Below are 17,393 nucleotides of genomic sequence, written 5' to 3'. Positions count from 1 at the left end.
AGTCCGCACAAATTGCACACGAATCGCCGTCGCGGCGTGCAAAGTTTGCGGACTCGACGGTGGGGTTGAGGGCGCGGGATGCGGCGGGTTACGGAAGGTTGCGAGGGCGGAGGGGCGCACGCGACGGGACGGATAGCGTCGGAGGGTGAGCACCCCGATCGAGAACCTCGGCCGCGAGACGCGGCTGTACCGGCCGTCCGAGGAGTTCGCGGCGCAGGCGAACGTCGACGCCTCCGTGTTCGCGGAGGCCGCCGCCGACCCGGTGGCGTTCTGGGAGCGCCAGGCCGCCCGCCTCGACTGGGCGGAACCGTGGCACACGGCACACACGTGGCAACCGGCCGCGCCCGGTGACGACGGCGAGCTGACGGTCCCGCGGGCCGAGTGGTTCGCGGGCGGCCGCCTCAACGCGGCCGTCAACTGCGTCGACCGACACGTCGCCGCCGGCCGGGGCGACCGCGTCGCCCTGCACTTCGAGGGCGAGCCGGGCGACCGCGAGACGATCACATACGCGGACCTTCAGCGGCGGGTGGCGCAGGCGGCGAACGCCCTCACGGCGTTGGGCGTCGGGAAGGGGGACCGCGTCGTCGTGTACCTCCCCGTCATCCCCGAGACGGTCGTCATCACCCTGGCCATCGCGCGCGTGGGCGCCATCCACTCGCTCGTGTTCGGTGGCTTCTCGGCGGAGGCGCTGCGCTTCCGCGTGGAGGACACGGGAGCCAAGCTGCTGGTGACCTCCGACGGGCAGTTCCGCCGGGGATCCGCCGTGGCCGTCAAGGCGAATGCGGATGCGGCGGTCGCCGGCGACAACGCGATCGAGCACGTGCTGGTCGTCCGGCGGACGGGCGAGCTGACGGCGGACGTGCCCTGGACGCCCGGACGCGACGTGTGGTGGCACGACGTGGTCGAGACGGCGCCCGACGTGCACGAAGCTGAATTCTTCGACGCCGAGACGCCGCTGTTCATCATCTACACGTCCGGGACGACGGGGCGGCCGAAGGGCGTCGTCCACACGACCGGCGGCTACCTGACCCAGGCGTCATGGAGCCACTGGGCGTTGTTCGACGCCAAGGACGACGACGTGTACTGGTGCACGGCGGACCTCGCCTGGGTCACCGCGCACACCTACGTGCTGTACGGTCCGCTGTCGAACGGCGCGACCTCCGTCATCTACGAGGGGACGCCGAACACCCCGCACACCGGCCGGCACTTCGAGATCATCGAGCGCTACGGCGTGACCACCTACTACACGGCGCCGACGCTGATCCGCACCTTCATGACCTGGTTCCCGGATGGGCCGGGGGAGGGCTGGGACCTCTCCAGCATCCGGCTTCTCGGCACGGTCGGCGAGGCGATCAACCCGGAGGCGTGGGTCTGGTTCCGCGAGAACCTCGGTGCGGGACGCGCGCCGGTGGTCGACACGTGGTGGCAGTCCGAGTCCGGTGCCGCGATCGTCGCCCCGCTGCCCGGGGTGACCGCGCTGAAGCCCGGCTCGGCGACGGTCGCTGTGCCCGGCGTCACGGTGCGGGTCGTCGACGAGCGAGGCGAGGATGTGCCCCGCGGCTCGGGCGGCTCGATCGTCATCGACGGCACGTGGCCGGCCATGTCGCGCACGGTATGGGGCGACCCGGAGCGCTACCGCGACTCGTACTGGCGGCCGTACGCCGACCGCGGGTACTTCCTGGCCGGAGACGGCGCCGCGGTCGATGACGATGGATACATCTGGCTGCTCGGCCGTCTCGACGACGTGATCAACGTCTCCGGTCACCGGCTGTCGACCATCGAGATCGAGTCGGCGCTGGTCGCGCATCCCCGGGTCGCGGAGGCCGCGGTCGTCGGCGTGGGCGACGACACGACCGGGCAGGCGGTCGCCGCGTTCGTCGTGCCGTCGGGCGAGACACCGGCGGAGGCCGACCTCCGCGACCAGGTCACGCGCGAGATCGGGGCGATCGCGAAGCCGCGGCACGTGGTCATCGTCGGCGACCTTCCGAAGACGCGGTCGGGCAAGATCATGCGACGCCTGCTGGTCGACCTGTTCGACGGCCGGCCGCTCGGCGATACGACCTCGCTGCAGGACGAAACGGTTCCGCACGCGATCGCGGAGACGCTGGCCGCACGGGCGCGCTGACCGGGCGGCGTGCGCGATAGGGAGGTGCCGCGGGCCGACACGCCGGCGGAATGGGCCGAACGGAGGTGGATGCGGGGCGGAGCCCGCACGATGTCCTCCGTTTCCGGCGGCGGCTGGCGCGGTCAGGGACGCAGGTCGGCGATGGTCAGGGCCGCGTCGATCAGTCCCAGGTGGGAGAGCGCCTGCGGGAAGTTGCCCCAGAAGGCGCCGTCCGCATCCATCATCTCGGCGTAGAGGCCGACGTCGTTCGCGCGGCCGACCAGATCATCCATCAGCGTCGTCGCCTCGTCGATCTCGCCGACGCAGGCCAGGGCGGCGGCGAGCCAGAAGGAGCACGCGGTGAATGGACGCTCGCCCTCGGCTGCCGCGCCGGTGAAGCGGTAGAGCAGCGGACCGTCGCCCAGCTCGCGCCGGAGCGCGACGATGGTGGAGCGCATCCGTTCGCCCCGGTCGAAGCCGCTGGGAGCATGGAGCAGCACCGACGCATCGAGCTCGTCCTCGTCGGCGGCCATCGTGTACGCGCCGAGGCGGTCCGACCAGCACCGCTCGTCCACCCAGGTGTGGATGGCGTCGGCCTCCCGCCGCCAGCGTGACGGGTTGCCTTCGATCTGGCCCAGCTCGACGAGCTGCAGGGCGGCCTGCAGCGCCTGCCAGCATCCCATCTTCGACGAGGTGTGGTGGCGGAGTTCGCTGAGCTCCCACATCCCGGAGTCGGGCAGGTGCCAGATGTCGCAGACGCGGTCGGCCACGTCAGCGACCAGTCGGCGGGTCGGGACGTCGAGCACGTTGCCGGCGGCGGCGTAGGCGAGCGCGACGCTGAGGAGATCGCCGTACACGCCGAGTTGCAGCTGGCCGGCCGCGCGGTTGCCGGTGACGACCGGTCCGATGCCGCGCCACCCGGGCACGTCGTGCGTCTGCGGCTCGGCTGTCGACTCCTCCCGCAGCCCGTACAGCACCCGCAGTTCGGAGACGTCGCCCTTCACGGCGCGGAGCAGCCACGAGATCGCGGCGTGCGTCTCCTCCCGCAGACCGAAGCGCGCCAGGGCGCGGAGCGTGTACGCGGTGTCGCGGACCCACGCGAAGCGGTAGTCCCAGTTCTTGCCGCCGCGGTCGGTCTCAGGGAGGGAGGTGGTCGCGGCGGCCGCGATGGCGCCGGTCGGCGCGTACAGCAGCAGCTTCAGAGCGAGAGCGCTGCGCTGTACGGCGTCATCCCACGGCCCCTGATACGAGAAGGTCCGGGACCACAGCTCCCAGTTGCCGATCGTCCGGTCGATCCCGATGTCGACGTTGCCCGGGTCGGGCAGGTGCAGCGGCTCGTCGTCGGTCGCGACGATGGTGAGCGTCCGGCGGGAGCCCTCGACGACCCGGATGCGGCCGCGGAACCGGGGCGCATCCGCATCGTCCTCGGCGTCGTTGAGGCCGGTGACCCCGATGTTGACCTTCCCGACGCGGAGGATGCGCTTGCCGTCGACGCGCTCCGCCCACGGGCTGCTCCCGCCGAGCATCGTGCCGGGCTCGACCGCCCAGTCCATGACGACCGTTCCGCTGACCCCCTCGATGCGGCGTGCCAGCTCCAGCCACGGCAGGCGCCCGGCCACCCCGGTGACCAGTGCATCGGTGACCCGCACCGTGCCGTTCTCCGCGATGAAGGTCGTCTCGAGAACGTTGGTGCCGGGGAGGTACCGCCGACGGGTCCGGAACGCGGTGACGGGACGCAGCAGGATGCGGCCTCCGCGCTCCGGATCGAGCAGCGCCGCGAAGGCGGGGGCGGAGTCGAGGTTGGGGACGGGCAGCCAGTCGACCGTGCCGGAGCGGTCGATCAGGGCGACGGTGCGGCCGTCGCCGAGGGCGGCGTGGTCCTCGATCGCGGCCGCAGCCTCCATCCGGTCCGCCGTCACGCCCGCTGCTGGAGACCGGCCGCCGAGATGACCGCCTCGCGGAACAGCGGTGTCAGCTGCTCGGCGGTGGGACGCGCGGCCGGATCCATGGAGGTCATGGCGTGGAGGATGCGTGACCAGTCGTCCGGCAGGCCGTCCGGGATGGGCGGCTCGTGCTCCAGCCGGGCCATCGCCGACTCGACGGCGGCGCCGGGGTACGCGACCGAGCGTGTGAAGCACTCCAGCAGGACGAGCCCCAGCGAGTAGATGTCGCTCGCCGAGGTGGCCGGCTGACGCATCGCCTGCTCGGGGCTGAGGTAGGCCGCCGTGCCGGTCGTCTTGCCCTCATCCGGCTGCGAGGGTGTTCCGACGATGCCGCTGGCGATCCCGAAGTCGGTGAGCCGCGCCCGTGCCCGGAAGGTCGTCGTGCCGTACGACACGAGCATGATGTTCGACGGCTTGATGTCGCGGTGCACCACCCCGTTGGCGTGCACGTACTCGAGCGCCTCGGAGATGTCGTAGGCGACCTCCGCGATCTCCTCCAGCGTCAGCTCCCGCTGGGCCAGCATGCTGGCGAGGTCGGTGCCGGAGACCAGCTCCATGATGAGGAACGGCCGCGGATCCTTCGGAGAGGAGTAATCGATCCCGGCGTCGATCAGCGAGACGATGCCGTGGTGGCTCAACCGCGCGAGCGCCGCCTGCTCGGTGCGGTACTGCGCCATCTCCTCCTCGCCGCCCGAGCGGTACAGCTTGATGGCTACCTCGCGCCCGAGCAGCTCGTCGGTCGCGCGGAAGATGCTGGCCTCGCCGCCGCGGCCGATGACGTGCTGCGGCCGGTAGCGACCGAGCAGCGCGGGGATGGTGGACTCGGGCATCAGCTGCTCCGCGACCTCAGCAGGGCGAAGGACGACTCGCCGAGGATGACGCTCTCGCCGTCGGCCAAGGCAAGCTCGGGGTCGCTCGAGAGCTCCAGCTCCCAGTGCGAACCCGGGGCGTCGGGGAGCACGAACTCCACACCGTTGCCGGCCGCGTTCAGCATGAGCAGGAACGAGTCGGCCCCTTCGTGCCGCAGCTCGAATGCGATCGAGCGCGCCTCGGGATCCGCCCAGTCCTCGTCGGCGAACGGCTCGCCGTCCGCCCGGACGATGCAGACGACATCCGGGCCGCCGACGTCCGGCGCGTGCCGGTACCACTCCGGCCGGAGGGCGGGCTCGGTGCGGCGCAGGCGGATGAGCTTCGACGTGAACTCGTGCAGCTCCCAGTCGGCGTTCTGCCAGTCGAACCAGGAGATCTCGTTGTCCTGGCAGTAGGCGTTGTTGTTGCCACGCTGCGTGCGCCCGATCTCGTCGCCGCCGAGGATCATCGGGACGCCGGCAGACAGCAGGACGGTAGCAAGGAAGTTCTTGCGCTGCCGCGTGCGGAAAGCGTTGATGCCGGGGCCGTCCGTCGGACCCTCGACGCCGTAGTTGCTGGAGCGGTTGTCGGATTCGCCGTCGCGGTTGTCCTCGCCGTTCGCCTCGTTGTGCTTCTCGTTGTAACTGGTGAGATCGGCGAGCGTGAAGCCGTCGTGCGCGGTGACGAAGTTGACGCTCGACAGGGGAGCGCGGCGCGAGTCCTCGTAGATGTCCGGGCTGCCGAGCACCCGCTGCGACAGGGTGGACAGCACCCCGGGGGTGCCGCGCCAGTAGTCGCGGACGTCGTCGCGGAACTTGCCGTTCCACTCCGACCAGCCCGCAGGGAACCCGCCCAGCTGGTAGCCGGCGACATCCCACGGCTCGGCGATCAGCTTCACCTGCGCGAGGGTCGGGTCCTGCTGGATCAGCGTCAGGAAGGCGCTGTGGAGGCTGGCGTCGCCGCCCTGGCGCGTCAGCGTCGTGGCCAGGTCGAAGCGGAAGCCGTCGATGTGCATGTCCTCGACCCAGTACCGCAGCGAGTCCATGATGACCTGCAGGGCGGCCGGGTGGCTCACGTTGAAGCTGTTGCCGGTTCCGGTCGTGTCGAAATAGTGGGCGGCATCCCCTTCGACCAGCCGGTAGTACGACGGGTTGTCGATGCCCTTGAAGCTGTACGTCGGCCCGAGGTCGTTGCCCTCCGCGGTGTGGTTGTAGACCACGTCGAGGATGACCTCGATGCCGGCGGCGTGCAGGGCCTTCACCATGCCCTTGAACTCGTCGACCTGGTGCCCGGTGTCACCGGTCGCCGAGTACTCGTTGTGCGGGGCGAAGAAGCCGATGGAGTTGTAGCCCCAGTAGTTGCGGAGGCCCTTCTCCTGCAGGTGCGCATCCTGAACGAACTGGTGGATGGGCAGAAGCTCCACTGCGGTGACGCCGAGGTTCTTGAGGTACTCGACGGCGGCGGGATGCGCCAGCCCGGCGTAGGTGCCGCGGAACTCCTCGGGCACCCACTCCATCAGCTTCGTGAAGCCCTTCACGTGCAGCTCGTAGATGATGGTCTCGCTGAGCGGGGTGTGCGGGCGCTCGTGGTCGCCCCAGTCGAACTCCTGCGGGTCGATGGCGATGCCGAGGGCGACGTGGCGGGCGCCGTTGGTGTCGCTGCGGCGCTTCGGGCGGCCGAGCTGGTGGCCGAAGACGGCCTGCGTGTTGTCCCATGAGCCGGTCACGGCGCGGGCCTGCGGCGCGAGCAGGACCTTGGCCGGGGAGAACCGGAGCCCGTTGGCCGGATCCCACGGTCCATCCACGCGGAGCCCGTAGCGCGTTCCGGCGGTGAGGTCGGGGACGAACCCGTGGAAGACGTGACCCGTGCGCTCGGTGAGCACGGTCTGCTTCTCACGGCCGCGGTGGTCGAAGATCGAGACGATGACCTTGTCGGCGCGCTCGCTGTAGACGGCGACATTCGCACCGCCGTCGCGCAGGGTCACCCCGAGCGGGTACGGCGTGGAGGCGGCCGTCACAGGGACGACCCCTGCGAGCGGCGTGCGCTGGGGGCGGTCCGGCGATAGGGCCGGGGGCAGGGTCGGGACACGGTGCCTCCGTTCGGTAGAACGCCACGATACCTGCGCGGTGACACACCCATCCAGGCATTGACACGGGGGTTGCGGACCGTTAGGCGCGCGGCGGGAACCAGTCGGCGAGGCGACGCGCGATCTCGCCGATGTCCTCGATCTCACCGGCCGCAACCGCGAGGATGAAGTCGAACATCGCGTCCTCGTCGTAGCGCTCGTCATGACCGTTGAGCGCGAAGAAGAGGACGCACAGGATCCACCCGGTGCGCTTGTTGCCGTCGAGTAGGGCATGGTTGCGCACGAGCGAGTGCAGCATTGCCGCACCCTTGGCGTAGATGTCCGGATAGGCGTCACGGCCGAACAGCGTCGCCGCCGGGCGCTCGAGCGCCGACTGCAGGAGGACGGTGTCGCGAACATACGGGAGCGGGTCGCCGCCGTGGACCGCCCTGACGGCGAGGAGCGACTCCTCGAGGGTCAGATACCGGGCGCTCACGCGTCGCGCAGGCGCTCGAGCAGACCGGAGTTCTGACTGACGATGCGGTCGATCATCTGTTGCGTGGTGCGGTCGTGTGCGGCGATGTAGGAATCGACGGCGTCCAGGACCGTCGCCGTGAAGGTGCTGTCCGTATCGTCTGCGATCGCGGCCAACGCCTCGACCTGGTCTTCGCGAAAGGCGATGAGCTTCTTGCTGCGCGCGGGGGCTGTCATGGTCACCCACCAATCCTATATAGAGAGTTATTGCAAGTATATACTCGCACCTACCGCCGCGTCACGCGCACGGCCTCACCGAACGCCGCGACCGCATCCGACGGCGCCGCGCCGAGGCCCGTGCCCGACAGGCTCACCTCGACGAGCAGCTCGCCGCGGCGGAACCGGAAGACGCCGTCCGCGTACGCCACCTCGGTCGCGGGCGCGTCGGCGGGGATCGTCCGGCGCAGGGCGGTGAGGGTGCGGTACCAGTCGAGCATCCGCGCGTTCTGCGGTCGCTCCGGCTCCGACCAGTCGAGCTTGGAGCGCAGGAAGGTCTCCGGGTCCTGCGGGTCGGGCACGATGGCCGGGTCCCAGCCCATCTTGGCGAACTCCGCGATGCGACCCTCAGCGGTCGCCTTCCCCAACTCGGGCTCGGGATGCGAGGTGAAGAACTGCCATGGCGTCGTCGCGGCCCACTCCTCGCCCATGAAGAGCATCGGCGTGAACGGGCCGAGCAGGGTGAGGGCTGCGGCCGCCGCGAGGCGTCCGGGGTCGAGCGTCGCGGTGAGGCGGTCGCCCGCGGCGCGGTTGCCGATCTGGTCGTGGTCCTGGCTGAACACGACCAGGCGGGTGAAGGGGATGTCCGGGTCGATCGGGCGGCCGTGGTGGCGCTCGCGGAAGCTCGACCAGGTGCCGTCGTGGAAGAAGCCGCGCTGGAACACCTTCACCAGCGCCTCCGGTCGGGCGAAATCGCTGTAGTAGCCGGTGTCCTCGCCGCTCAGGGTGGCGTGGATCGCGTGGTGCACGTCATCATCCCACTGCGCGTGGAGGCCGTAGCCGTGGTGCGAGCGGGTGCGGATCAGCTTCGGGTCGTTCAGGTCGCTCTCGGCGATCAGCGTGCGCGGCCGACCGGTCTCCCCGGCCAGCTCGTCGGCGAGGAGCGCGAGTTCCTCGAGCAGGTGGGTGGCTCGGTGGTCCTCCAGGGCGTGTACCGCATCCAGCCGCAGGCCGTCGACGTGCATATCGCGCAACCAGTACTCGGCGTTGTCGAGGATGTAGCGGCGCACCTCGTCGGACTGCGGGCCGTCGAGGTTGATATTCACCCCCCAGGTGCTGGCGCCCTGGCCGAGGTACGGGCCGAACTTCGGCAGGTAGTTGCCGCTCGGGCCGAGGTGGTTGTAGACGACATCCTGGATGACGGCGAGACCCCGGCGGTGGCACTCCTCCACGAAGCGCTGGTACGCCGCCGGTCCGCCGTACTGCTCCTGGACGGCGTACCAGAGCACGCCGTCGTAGCCCCAGTTGTGCGTCCCGTTGAAGGCGTTCACCGGGAGCAGCTCGATCGCGTCGACGCCGAGGCCGATCAGGTGGTCGAGCCGCGCGGCGGCGGCGTCGAGGGTGCCCTCGGGCGTGAAGGTGCCGATGTGCAGCTCGTAGATCACGGCGCCGGTCAGGTCGCGGCCCTCCCACGCGCCGTCGTCCCAGGCGTGGGCACGCGGGTCGAACTCCCGGCTCAGCTCGTGCACGCCGTTCGGCTGGCGGAGCGAGCGCGGATCGGGGAAAGGGCCGTCACCGTCGACGAGGAAGCCGTAGTCGAGGGGTTCGGTCGGGAGCTCCGGCGCCTCCGCCAGCTCCCACCATCCGCCGGTCGGGCTCGCGTCGGACGCGGGCACACGCGCGAGCGGGAAGGTGCCCAGGCCGCCGAGCACCACATCCACCGATCGCGCCTCCGGGGCCCACACGGGGAACCGGCGGTCGGCGGCGGTCATCGGGCCACCGCCAGCAGGGCGACCGGGTAGGTCTCGAACACGGAGGCGAGCGGGACGCGGCCAGAGTAGTCGCGTCCGGTGAGTTCGTCGCGCATGGGCTCCTCTCCCAGGTCGATGGTGGTGTCCGCCCATCCGCCGGTCGCGGAGAGCCCGACGGGCAGGCGGGTGGCGAGCGCGATCGCACCGCCGCGGTCGAACCCGACGAGGTGGCCGGCACGCGAGCCCTCGGCGTAGACGGGACGGTAACCGCTGAACAGCTCGGGCCGGTCGCGGCGCAGGCGGAGCGCCTTGGCGGTGACCAGCTCTTTCGCCGCGCCCGACGAGTCGATCTCGGGCTGCCATCCCTCGTCGATGTGGGCGAGGAGGGCGGCTGCCGCGTCGAACTCGACGGGACGGCGGTTGTCGGGATCGACGAGCGAGCGCTCCCAGCGCTCCGACCCCTGGTACACGTCCGGGATGCCGGGCGCCATCAGCTGCAGGAGCTTGGCGCCGAGGCCGTTGCTCGCGCCGGGCGCCTCGATCACCGCCGCCAGCGCCTCGACCTCGGCCCGCACGCGCTCGTCGTCGAAGGCGGCGTCGACAGCGGCGAACATCCGCTCCTCGAACGCCTCGTCGGGATCGGTCCAGCCGGTGGATGCGCCCGCCTCGCGCGCTGCTTTCAGGGCGTAGTCGTGCAGGCGCTCCCGCGACGCGGGCCACGCGCCGACGATCGACTGCCACAGCAGGCTCTCGAGCGAGCCGTCGCCGAAACCGACGCGCTCGCGCACCGTCCGCAGGAACCGCTCCCAGCGGCCCGGCAGCTCGGCGAGCACGTGGATGCGCGCCCGGGTGTCCTCTCCGCGCTTGGTGTCGTGGGTCGACAGCACCGTCATCGACTCGGGGAGCCGGCGCTCACGATCGCTCTGCCGACGGTGGAACTCCTCCGGCGAGAGCGCGAACTCGGACGGGTCCGCGCCGACCTCCGTCAGCGAGACGAGCCGCGTGAAGCGGTAGAAGGCGTTGTCCTCCACGCCCTTCGCCATGATGGCGCCGGTGGTCTGCTCGAACCGGTCGCCCAGGCGGTCGACGATACGAGCGATCACGGGTGCGAGGTCCGGACGCGTCGCCGCGGCGGCCTGACGTGCCTCCTCCAGGTATTCGTCGCCGTACGGCAGATAGCTGCGGTACACGGGGAACCACGCCGCCAGCTCCGCGACGGCGTCCGCGGTCTCCTCGTCCGTCCCCTCGCCGAGCTCGCGGACGACCCGGAGCACCTCGGAGCGCAGGATGCCGTCGGCGACGGCGCGCTTGCGGCGGTGGACGAGCTCCACCCAGTCCTGGCTCTCCTCGCGCTCGTCGATCTCACCCGCGAGGGCGGTCAGCGGTCCCTCACCCGACGGGTCGACGAAGACGCGGTCGATGATCGCGAGGGCGTCATACCCGGTGGTGCCCTGCACGGGCCAGTCCGGCATCCGCTCGTCGCCCTCGATGATCTTCTCGACCCAGATCGGGGCGTCGCCGGCGAGGTCGCGCAGGCGCTCCAGGTACTGGCCGGGGTCGCGGAGGCCGTCCGGGTGATCGACGCGGAGGCCGTCGACGAGCCCCTCGCTCAGCCAGCGGCCGATCTCGCGGTGCGTGTCGTCGAACACCCGCTGGTCCTCGACGCGGAGCCCGGCGAGCGTGCTGACGGCGAAGAACCGGCGGTAGTTGAGCTCGGCGTCGGCCCGGCGCCAGGACATCAGCTCGTAGTGCTGGCGGGCGTGGACTTCGCGAGGTGTTCCATCGCCGGTGCCGGGCGCGATCGGGAAGCGGTGGTCGTAGTAGCGCAGCTCGCCGTCCTCGATGCGGAGCGCGTCCTCCTCGTCCGGGCCGTCGCCGAGGATGGGGAGACGCAGACGTCCGTGGCCGAACTCCCAGTCGATGTCGAAGTACGAGGCATACGGCGACTCCTGGCCGTTCTCGAGCACATCCCACCACCAGGCGTTGACCGCGGGGGTGGCGACGCCCATGTGGTTGGGGACGATGTCGACGAGCACTTTGAGGCCCCGGCCGTGCGCGGCGTCGGCGAACTCGCGCAGCGCCGCAGGGCCTCCCCGCGACGCATCCACTCGACTGTGGTCGACCACGTCGTAGCCGTGCATCGAACCCGGCTCCGCCACCAGGAGGGGCGACAGGTAGACCCAATCGGCGCCGAGGCGCTGGATGTGGTCGAGCACCTGCGTGGCGTCGCGGAGGGTGAAGGCGGGCGAGATCTGGAGGCGGTAGGTGCTCACAGCGTTCATTCTCCGGGAGGGTGGGGCCGGCGAGTAGGGCTTGAAATGGATCGCCCGGCATTTTGCTAGACGAGCAAGCAATATGATTAGACTAACTACATATCCGCTGGATCAGCGAGGGAACCGAGGAGGACGTGGGGTGGGAGTACTGAGCTACGGGGGAGCCGACTACGAGTTCTCGGATCGGCTGCTGGCCCACGTGCAGGTCGTCATCACGACGAAGCTGCGGCGCCGGGAGTCCTTCGCCCTCAGCTGGATCCGCGAGGGCGACGGTGGCCGCGAGGCCATCTGGGTCGACAACGGTCTTCCCATCCGCTTCCGCTACGACGAGGGAGTGATCGCGCCGCTCAACCGCGAGTGGCTCGAGTTGCTGATGGACGGCACGCACCGGCCCAACGGGCTCCTCGTCACGCCAGAACCCTCGCCGTCGTCGGGTCCGAAAGGGAAAAGCTAGGCCGTCTAGTTTGTAGGTGCTCTATCGTTAAGGGCATGACGTCCGAGACCCAGGGATCGGCGCACTACTGGTACGAGGAGCGCGCGGGCCAGCGCACTCCCGGCATCGAGGTGCTCGAGGCGATGCGCGCCTACGGCGTCGCCGAGTCGGCCATGCGCCGACGCTCCGAGGGCGTGCTGCGCATGAGCGAGAACGACGTCTCCGCGATGCGCTACCTGCTTCGCGCGCAGGAGGCCGGCCGCACGGTGGGTCCGAAAGAGCTGGCCGAGTACCTCGGCATCCAGAGCTCGTCGGTGACCGCCCTGCTCGATCGGCTGGAGCGCGCCGGCCACATCCAGCGCCAGTCGAGTCCCTTCGATCGGCGCGCTCTGATCGTCGTCCCGACCGTTCCGGAGGACGAACTGCAGCGGGCGATCCTCGGCGACATGCGCCAGGAGCTGGTCGACGTGGCGGCATCCCTCGACCCGGAAGACGCTGCAGTGGTCATCGACTTCCTGCAGAGGATGCGCGAGGCCGTCGACCACATCGACGCTGCGGAAGCGGCGGGTCAACCGAACCGGTCCGGCGACCGCACGCGCAGCAGCACGTAAAATCGGAGCATCGAAGCACAGACCGGCGGGCGGTACTGGTACGACCGTGCGGACCCGCATACCGTTGACGTCCTGAATGCGCTGCGCGACTACCGCGCCGCCGAGCAGGCGATGCGTCGCCGTACCCGCGAGTCCATGCGGATGGGCGAGAACGATCTGCGTGCCCTGCGGTTCCTGCTGAAGCGGCAGAACGAAGGCGTCCCGGCGACCCCCGCCGAGCTCGGTGCTCTCCTCAACCTGAAGTCGTCGTCGGTCACCGTCATGCTCGACCGCCTGACCGTGGCCGGCTGGGTCACCCGGCAGCCGCATCCTGTCGACCGGCGCAGCCTGGTGATCGTCGCGACGCCCGGAGCCGACGAAGAGGTGCGGCACACCCTGGATGCGATGCACCGCCGGATGCTCGAGGCCGCCTCGGAGCTGGACGAGCGCCAGGCGGAGATCGTGAAGAGCTTCCTCGGGCGGATGTCCTCCGCACTCGAAGGCCTGGACCGCAGCGACAGCACCTCCTGAGCGTCGCGTGAGAGGTCGCTCCGCGGGGGTAGACCCGCCTCCGCAACGGTGGGAGCGTCGAAGGCGAAACGGACCACGAAAGGGGACGTCATGGGACTGGACGACAAGATCGAGAACGCCGGAGAGAAGCTGGGCGGAAACGCCAAGGAGGCCACGGGTAAGGCCACCGGCGACGAGCGTCTCGAGGCCGAAGGCAAGGGCGACCAGATCAAGGCCGACGTCAAGCAGGCCGGCGAGAAGATCAAGGACGCCTTCAAGCACTGACCCTCGGACGAACCACGAGGCCCCCGACCCGGATTCCGGTCGGGGGCTTCGTCGTGTTCACCCGCATGTCGAACGGATGTTGCCTATCGTTCACCCGGTCCGCGGAGTAGTTTCCGGTGCATGGGAGACCGGACGGATCGCGCCAGGGCGGCGCGGCGGGCGGGGATCGGCGCACTGCTGGCGCTCCTCACCCTGGTCGCGACGGTCGCGCTCGCCGTCGCCATCCCGACGCAAGGGGAGAACCCGCGTGCCTGGGGCGTGATCGTGTGCGGGCTGGTCACTGTCGGCCTGTGCGGCGACTTCGCCCTCCGCAACCGGCGGCTGCTGCGGCACTACCGTGGCGACGATCTGGTGCCGCCGCGCCATCCGGTTTCGCGGGATGCGGACGCGCGGCGCCACGTGCCGGCACGTCAGGCGCGCGCGAAGGCCGCCCGGTAGCGCGTCGGGGGCACGCCGACCTCGGCGTCGAAGTGGTGGCGCAGGAGGGTGGCACTGCCGAAACCGCACTGGCGCGCCACCTCGTCGATGGGCAGGTCGGTGGTCTCCAGCAGCAGCCGGGCGTGCAGGATGCGCTGGGTGGTGAGCCACTGCATCGGGGGCACGCCGGTCTCCGCGACGAAGCGCCGCGAGAAGCTGCGGGTCGACATGTGCGTCCGCTCAGCGAGACTGCCGACGGTGTGGGCCTCGTCGAGGCGCTCGGTGAGGTAGTCGATGAGCTCGCTGAAGGTGTCGTCCTCGCAGTCACTGACCGGCTTGTCGATGTACTGGCGCTGGCCGCCGTCGCGTTGCGGCGGCACGACCATGTTGCGCGCGATCGTGTTCGCGACGGCGCTGCCGAGCTCGCGGCGGACGAGGTGGAGGCTGGCGTCGATGCCGGCCGAGGTGCCCGCGCTGGTGATGATGCGGCCGTCGTCGACGAACAGCACGTCCGGGTCGACGCGGGCCTCCGGGAAGCGGCGCTGCAGCTGGTCGGAGTAGCGCCAGTGCGTGGTGCAGTCGTGTCCGTCGAGCAGGCCGGCGGCGCCGAGGGCGAAGGCACCGGAGCAGACGCTGAGCAGGATCGCGCCACGGTCGTATGCCCGGCGGAGCGCATCCAGGAACTCTTCCGGATACTCGTCGCGGATGGTGGCGGCGGGGACGGCGATGAGGTCGGCGTCGTCCATCGCCTCGAGGCCGTAGGGGGCGGTGACGCTGACGCCGACCGGGCTGACGACGGGAGAGCCGGGGGTGATCGAGCAGACGCGGAAGTCGAACGGCTCGAGCCCGGCATAGCTGCGGTCGAGGCCGAAGACCTCGCAGACGACCCCGAACTCGAACATGGCGAACTCGTCGATGAGGGGAACCGCGACCGATCGGATCATGCCGTCAGTGTAATGGCCGTATCTTTGCGAAGATAGACCTGAAGCCATCTCGTGTCCGAATCTTTACGTCCGTAACGTGAAGGTCATGGCGAACACGACATGGACACAGGGGATGGAACACAGCTGGGTCGCGCGTCCGGCCCGGACGAACGGCGGAGAACCGCCGCGCCGGCGCCGGTTCGTGCTCAGCGACTGGCTGCCCGCGGCGATCCTCGCGCGCGGCGGACACGTGAACCGCGAGAGCGAGCGGGCGCTCGGCGAACTGCGGGCGATCCAGGCGGCGCGCGAGACGGGTCGCTGACGTCGGCCCAGCCGCATGCAGGGGGCGCAACACGCCGTTATGGCGCCGCCATTACGGCGTGTCGCGACCCACGGCATCGGTGAGGGCGGCGACGGGCCGCGCAGCGGCGTGGGGCGCCGGTCCGACCGACGAGCGACGCAGCAGATCGGCGTCGAAGACGACCGCCGCGTCGTCCACCCGCTCGCCGTGGATGCGCTCCAGCGCGCGGCGGGCCGCCGCGACACCCAGCTCGTAGATGGGCTGCTCCACGACCGTCAGCGGCGGGGTGGTGATGCTGGTCCACTCGGGGTTGTCGAACGAGATCAGGGAGACGTCGTCCGGGATGCGCAGCCCGAGCGTCCGGATGGTCTGAAAGACCGTCATGGCGATAAGACTGTCGGACGCGATGATCGCGGTCACGGGGTCGTCGTCGTCGAGCAACTCGCGCGCCACCACATCCACTCCGCGGCGGCGGGCGTCGAGGCGGATGTTGCGCTCGGGTGAGGGGATGCCGGCCGCAGCGAGCGTCTCGAGCACGCCGGCGACGCGGTCGGCGACGCTGGACATGGTGATGCGATCGCCGGGCGTGTAGTGCGACGCCGGGTGGTCGTGCGTCGAGATGAAGGCGATGCGGCGATGCCCCTCGGCGAGGAGCTCGGCGGTGGCTCGTGCGGCGGCTGACCGGTTGTCGACCGTGACCGAGTCGTAGGGCTCGCCGTCGGCCCGGCGGTCGAGCAGGACAAGGGGCCGGCCGGCGGCGCCGACGGCGGCCAGGTGGGCCACCCGCGCCGAAGAGGCCGGCGCCACGATGAGGGCGTCGACCTGCTTGTCCAGCAGGACGTCGACGGCCGCTTCCTCGGCATCCACATCCTCGTCGGAGTTGGTGAGGATGACGTCGTAACCGGCTTTGCTGGCGACATCGGAGATGCCGCGCATGGCGTGCGCGAAGAACGGGTTCTCGATGTCGCCGACGACCACGCCGATCGTGTTCGAGCGGCCGGTGTTCATGGAGCGGGCCAGTGCGTTCGGGCGGTAGTTGAGCTCCTCCGCCGCGGCCAGCACGCGCGAGCGGACCGCATCGCTGACCTGCCCGTAATCGCCCAGGGCGCGGGCGGCCGTCGCCTTGGACACCTTGGCCGCGCGGGCGATGTCGGCGACCGTGACGGCGCGCCGGGATGCGGGGCGTGGGGACATCGGTGCCGCCTTCCTCCTGCGAACTCCGAGTGTTGACGAACGCGGGAAACGTGATGTAGCGTCCCAGAAAACCAACTGAGACCGGTCTCAGTGTAATCGCCAGAGACCGGTCTCAGCAACCCGCACCGATCGACGAGGATCACACGTCCCGTTTCTCGCCGACCATCCCCCAGACGATTGGACCCCCGCAGTGAAACGACGCACCATCCTCCGGCCGGCCGGGCTGTTGGCCGCCGCGGCAACCGCCGCCCTGGTCCTGGCTGCCTGCAGCGCCGGCGGCGCCTCCGGCTCCGCGACGAAGGACAACCCCTACGGCCTCATCGAGGCGGGCACGGTTCGGGTCGCCAGCCTCGGTGACGCCAAGCCGTACACCTTCACCGATGCCAAGGGCGACTTCACCGGCTTCGATGTCGAACTGTTCACCGACGTCGCCAAGCGCGCCGGCCTCGGCAAGGCCGTGTTCACGGGCCAGGACTTCTCCGGCCTGCTCGCCGCCGTCGCGAACCACCAGTTCGACGTCGGCGTCGCCGCCATCGGCATCACCGACGAGCGCAAGAAGACGGTCGACTTCTCCGACGGCTACCTGGCGGGCTACCTCACCGTGCTCACCACGAAGGCCAGCGGCATCGACTCCGCGAAGGACCTCGCAGGCAAGCGCCTCGGCGTCGTCCAGGGCACCCTGCAAGAGGCGTACGCCGTCAAGAACTTCCCCAAGGCGAGCCTCGTGCGCTTCCCCGACAACAACGCGGCCGTCTCCGCGGTCAACAGCGGATCGGTGGATGCGCACTTCCTCGACTACGAGGCGGCCAAGAGCTACGTCGCCCAGTACCCGACGTTGAAGGACGCGGAGGACATCCCCTCGTTCGACGCCCCCGCCGGCTTCGCCATCGCGAAGGGCAACCCCGCCCTGAAGAACGCGCTGAACAAGGCGCTCCACGAGGCGATGGAGGACGGCACCTGGAAGAAGCTCTACCAGAAGTGGTTCCCCGGGTCGCCGATGCCGACCCAGTACCTGCCGAAGGCGGAGCAGACCTCGACGCCCACCCCGTCGAAGTAGGAGCTCAG

17 protein-coding genes are annotated in these 17,393 nt (G+C 70.2%); 8 read left to right on the top strand and 9 right to left on the bottom strand.

The features are described from left to right. Positions 1–145: 145 nt before the first annotated feature. On the top strand, positions 146–2,125 hold the full coding sequence (acs, locus tag H284_RS0109220) for an acetate--CoA ligase (protein WP_020076012.1): 1,980 nt from the start codon (positions 146–148) through the stop codon (positions 2,123–2,125). A gap of 122 nt (positions 2,126–2,247) precedes the next feature. Here acs and H284_RS0109215 read toward each other — a convergent pair whose 3' ends face one another. From H284_RS0109215 to treY, 7 genes are all read right to left on the bottom strand, one after another. Next, positions 2,248–4,023 carry a glycoside hydrolase family 15 protein gene (locus tag H284_RS0109215; protein WP_020076011.1) on the bottom strand — a complete coding sequence of 592 codons (1,776 nt, stop codon included), beginning with the start codon at positions 4,021–4,023 and terminating at the stop codon, positions 2,248–2,250. Then, a complete protein-coding gene (locus H284_RS0109210; RefSeq protein ID WP_020076010.1) occupies positions 4,020–4,877 on the bottom strand; it encodes a serine/threonine-protein kinase in 858 nt (285 codons plus the stop codon). The genes H284_RS0109215 and H284_RS0109210 overlap by 4 nt, the downstream gene beginning before the upstream one ends. Beyond that, positions 4,877–6,913 carry a glycogen debranching protein GlgX gene (gene glgX / locus H284_RS0109205; protein ID WP_020076009.1) on the bottom strand — a complete coding sequence of 679 codons (2,037 nt, stop codon included), beginning with the start codon at positions 6,911–6,913 and terminating at the stop codon, positions 4,877–4,879. Before glgX ends, H284_RS0109210 begins: the two co-directional genes overlap by 1 nt. A 151-nt stretch (positions 6,914–7,064) precedes the next feature. After that, positions 7,065–7,457, bottom strand: a complete 393-nt coding sequence (locus H284_RS0109200; RefSeq protein ID WP_020076008.1) for a type II toxin-antitoxin system death-on-curing family toxin — start codon at positions 7,455–7,457, stop codon at positions 7,065–7,067. Continuing rightward, complete coding sequence (locus H284_RS0109195; RefSeq protein ID WP_020076007.1) at positions 7,454–7,678, bottom strand: hypothetical protein; 225 nt, start codon at positions 7,676–7,678, stop codon at positions 7,454–7,456. The genes H284_RS0109200 and H284_RS0109195 overlap by 4 nt, the downstream gene beginning before the upstream one ends. Positions 7,679–7,722: 44 nt before the next feature. Next, the gene (gene treZ, locus H284_RS0109190) at positions 7,723–9,423 is read right to left on the bottom strand and encodes a malto-oligosyltrehalose trehalohydrolase (protein WP_020076006.1); all 1,701 of its coding nucleotides are present in this window, start codon (positions 9,421–9,423) and stop codon (positions 7,723–7,725) included. After that, on the bottom strand, positions 9,420–11,684 hold the full coding sequence (gene treY / locus H284_RS0109185) for a malto-oligosyltrehalose synthase (RefSeq protein WP_029042882.1): 2,265 nt from the start codon (positions 11,682–11,684) through the stop codon (positions 9,420–9,422). The genes treZ and treY overlap by 4 nt, the downstream gene beginning before the upstream one ends. A 130-nt stretch (positions 11,685–11,814) precedes the next feature. Between treY and H284_RS0109180 the strand changes: the two genes are divergently transcribed. The 5 genes from H284_RS0109180 (at position 11,815) to H284_RS0109160 (ending at position 13,931) form a co-directional block, all read left to right on the top strand. Next, positions 11,815–12,129, top strand: a complete 315-nt coding sequence (locus tag H284_RS0109180) for a DUF7882 family protein (protein WP_020076004.1) — start codon at positions 11,815–11,817, stop codon at positions 12,127–12,129. A 35-nt stretch (positions 12,130–12,164) separates the two neighbouring features. After that, complete coding sequence (locus H284_RS0109175) at positions 12,165–12,719, top strand: MarR family winged helix-turn-helix transcriptional regulator (RefSeq protein ID WP_020076003.1); 555 nt, start codon at positions 12,165–12,167, stop codon at positions 12,717–12,719. A gap of 111 nt (positions 12,720–12,830) precedes the next feature. Beyond that, on the top strand, positions 12,831–13,229 hold the full coding sequence (locus H284_RS0109170; protein ID WP_231371137.1) for a MarR family winged helix-turn-helix transcriptional regulator: 399 nt from the start codon (positions 12,831–12,833) through the stop codon (positions 13,227–13,229). A 90-nt stretch (positions 13,230–13,319) separates the two neighbouring features. Beyond that, positions 13,320–13,493, top strand: a complete 174-nt coding sequence (locus H284_RS20065; protein ID WP_018189266.1) for a CsbD family protein — start codon at positions 13,320–13,322, stop codon at positions 13,491–13,493. 120 nt (positions 13,494–13,613) lie between these two features. Next, the gene (locus H284_RS0109160; protein WP_020076001.1) at positions 13,614–13,931 is read left to right on the top strand and encodes a hypothetical protein; all 318 of its coding nucleotides are present in this window, start codon (positions 13,614–13,616) and stop codon (positions 13,929–13,931) included. Here H284_RS0109160 and H284_RS0109155 read toward each other — a convergent pair. Then, positions 13,904–14,854, bottom strand: coding sequence for a helix-turn-helix domain-containing protein (locus H284_RS0109155; RefSeq protein WP_020076000.1), 951 nt, complete (start codon positions 14,852–14,854; stop codon positions 13,904–13,906). The two genes, H284_RS0109160 and H284_RS0109155, sit on opposite strands and share 28 nt — an antisense overlap. An 85-nt stretch (positions 14,855–14,939) precedes the next feature. Here H284_RS0109155 and H284_RS0109150 point away from each other — a divergent pair, with 85 nt between their 5' ends. After that, positions 14,940–15,155: a hypothetical protein gene (locus tag H284_RS0109150; protein WP_231371136.1), complete on the top strand. Its 216-nt coding sequence runs from the start codon at positions 14,940–14,942 to the stop codon at positions 15,153–15,155. 51 nt (positions 15,156–15,206) lie between these two features. On the opposite strand, the gene H284_RS0109145 is transcribed toward H284_RS0109150, so the two are convergent. Next, entirely contained in the window at positions 15,207–16,328 is a 1,122-nt protein-coding gene (locus H284_RS0109145; protein WP_020075998.1) for a LacI family DNA-binding transcriptional regulator, read from the bottom strand. A gap of 190 nt (positions 16,329–16,518) precedes the next feature. Here H284_RS0109145 and H284_RS0109140 point away from each other — a divergent pair, with 190 nt between their 5' ends. Continuing rightward, positions 16,519–17,385 carry an ABC transporter substrate-binding protein gene (locus H284_RS0109140; protein ID WP_018189271.1) on the top strand — a complete coding sequence of 289 codons (867 nt, stop codon included), beginning with the start codon at positions 16,519–16,521 and terminating at the stop codon, positions 17,383–17,385. Positions 17,386–17,393 lie beyond the last annotated feature (8 nt).

This window comes from Cryocola sp. 340MFSha3.1, from assembly GCF_000383315.1.
GTDB lineage: Bacteria > Actinomycetota > Actinomycetes > Actinomycetales > Microbacteriaceae > Leifsonia.
This window is presented reverse-complemented; position numbering and strand designations above follow the sequence as displayed.

What these genes read in the sequence shown, in the direction of transcription:
- H284_RS0109155 (WP_020076000.1), bottom strand. Translation starts at nt 14,854, where the DNA reads ATGATCCGATCGGTCGCGGTTCCCCTCATCGACGAGTTCGCCATGTTC.
- treZ (WP_020076006.1), bottom strand. Translation starts at nt 9,423, where the DNA reads ATGACCGCCGCCGACCGCCGGTTCCCCGTGTGGGCCCCGGAGGCGCGA.
- H284_RS0109160 (WP_020076001.1), top strand. Translation starts at nt 13,614, where the DNA reads ATGGGAGACCGGACGGATCGCGCCAGGGCGGCGCGGCGGGCGGGGATC.
- H284_RS0109145 (WP_020075998.1), bottom strand. Translation starts at nt 16,328, where the DNA reads ATGTCCCCACGCCCCGCATCCCGGCGCGCCGTCACGGTCGCCGACATC.
- H284_RS0109150 (WP_231371136.1), top strand. Translation starts at nt 14,940, where the DNA reads ATGGCGAACACGACATGGACACAGGGGATGGAACACAGCTGGGTCGCG.
- H284_RS0109175 (WP_020076003.1), top strand. Translation starts at nt 12,165, where the DNA reads ATGACGTCCGAGACCCAGGGATCGGCGCACTACTGGTACGAGGAGCGC.
- H284_RS0109170 (WP_231371137.1), top strand. Translation starts at nt 12,831, where the DNA reads ATGCGTCGCCGTACCCGCGAGTCCATGCGGATGGGCGAGAACGATCTG.
- treY (WP_029042882.1), bottom strand. Translation starts at nt 11,684, where the DNA reads ATGAACGCTGTGAGCACCTACCGCCTCCAGATCTCGCCCGCCTTCACC.
- H284_RS0109210 (WP_020076010.1), bottom strand. Translation starts at nt 4,877, where the DNA reads ATGCCCGAGTCCACCATCCCCGCGCTGCTCGGTCGCTACCGGCCGCAG.
- H284_RS20065 (WP_018189266.1), top strand. Translation starts at nt 13,320, where the DNA reads ATGGGACTGGACGACAAGATCGAGAACGCCGGAGAGAAGCTGGGCGGA.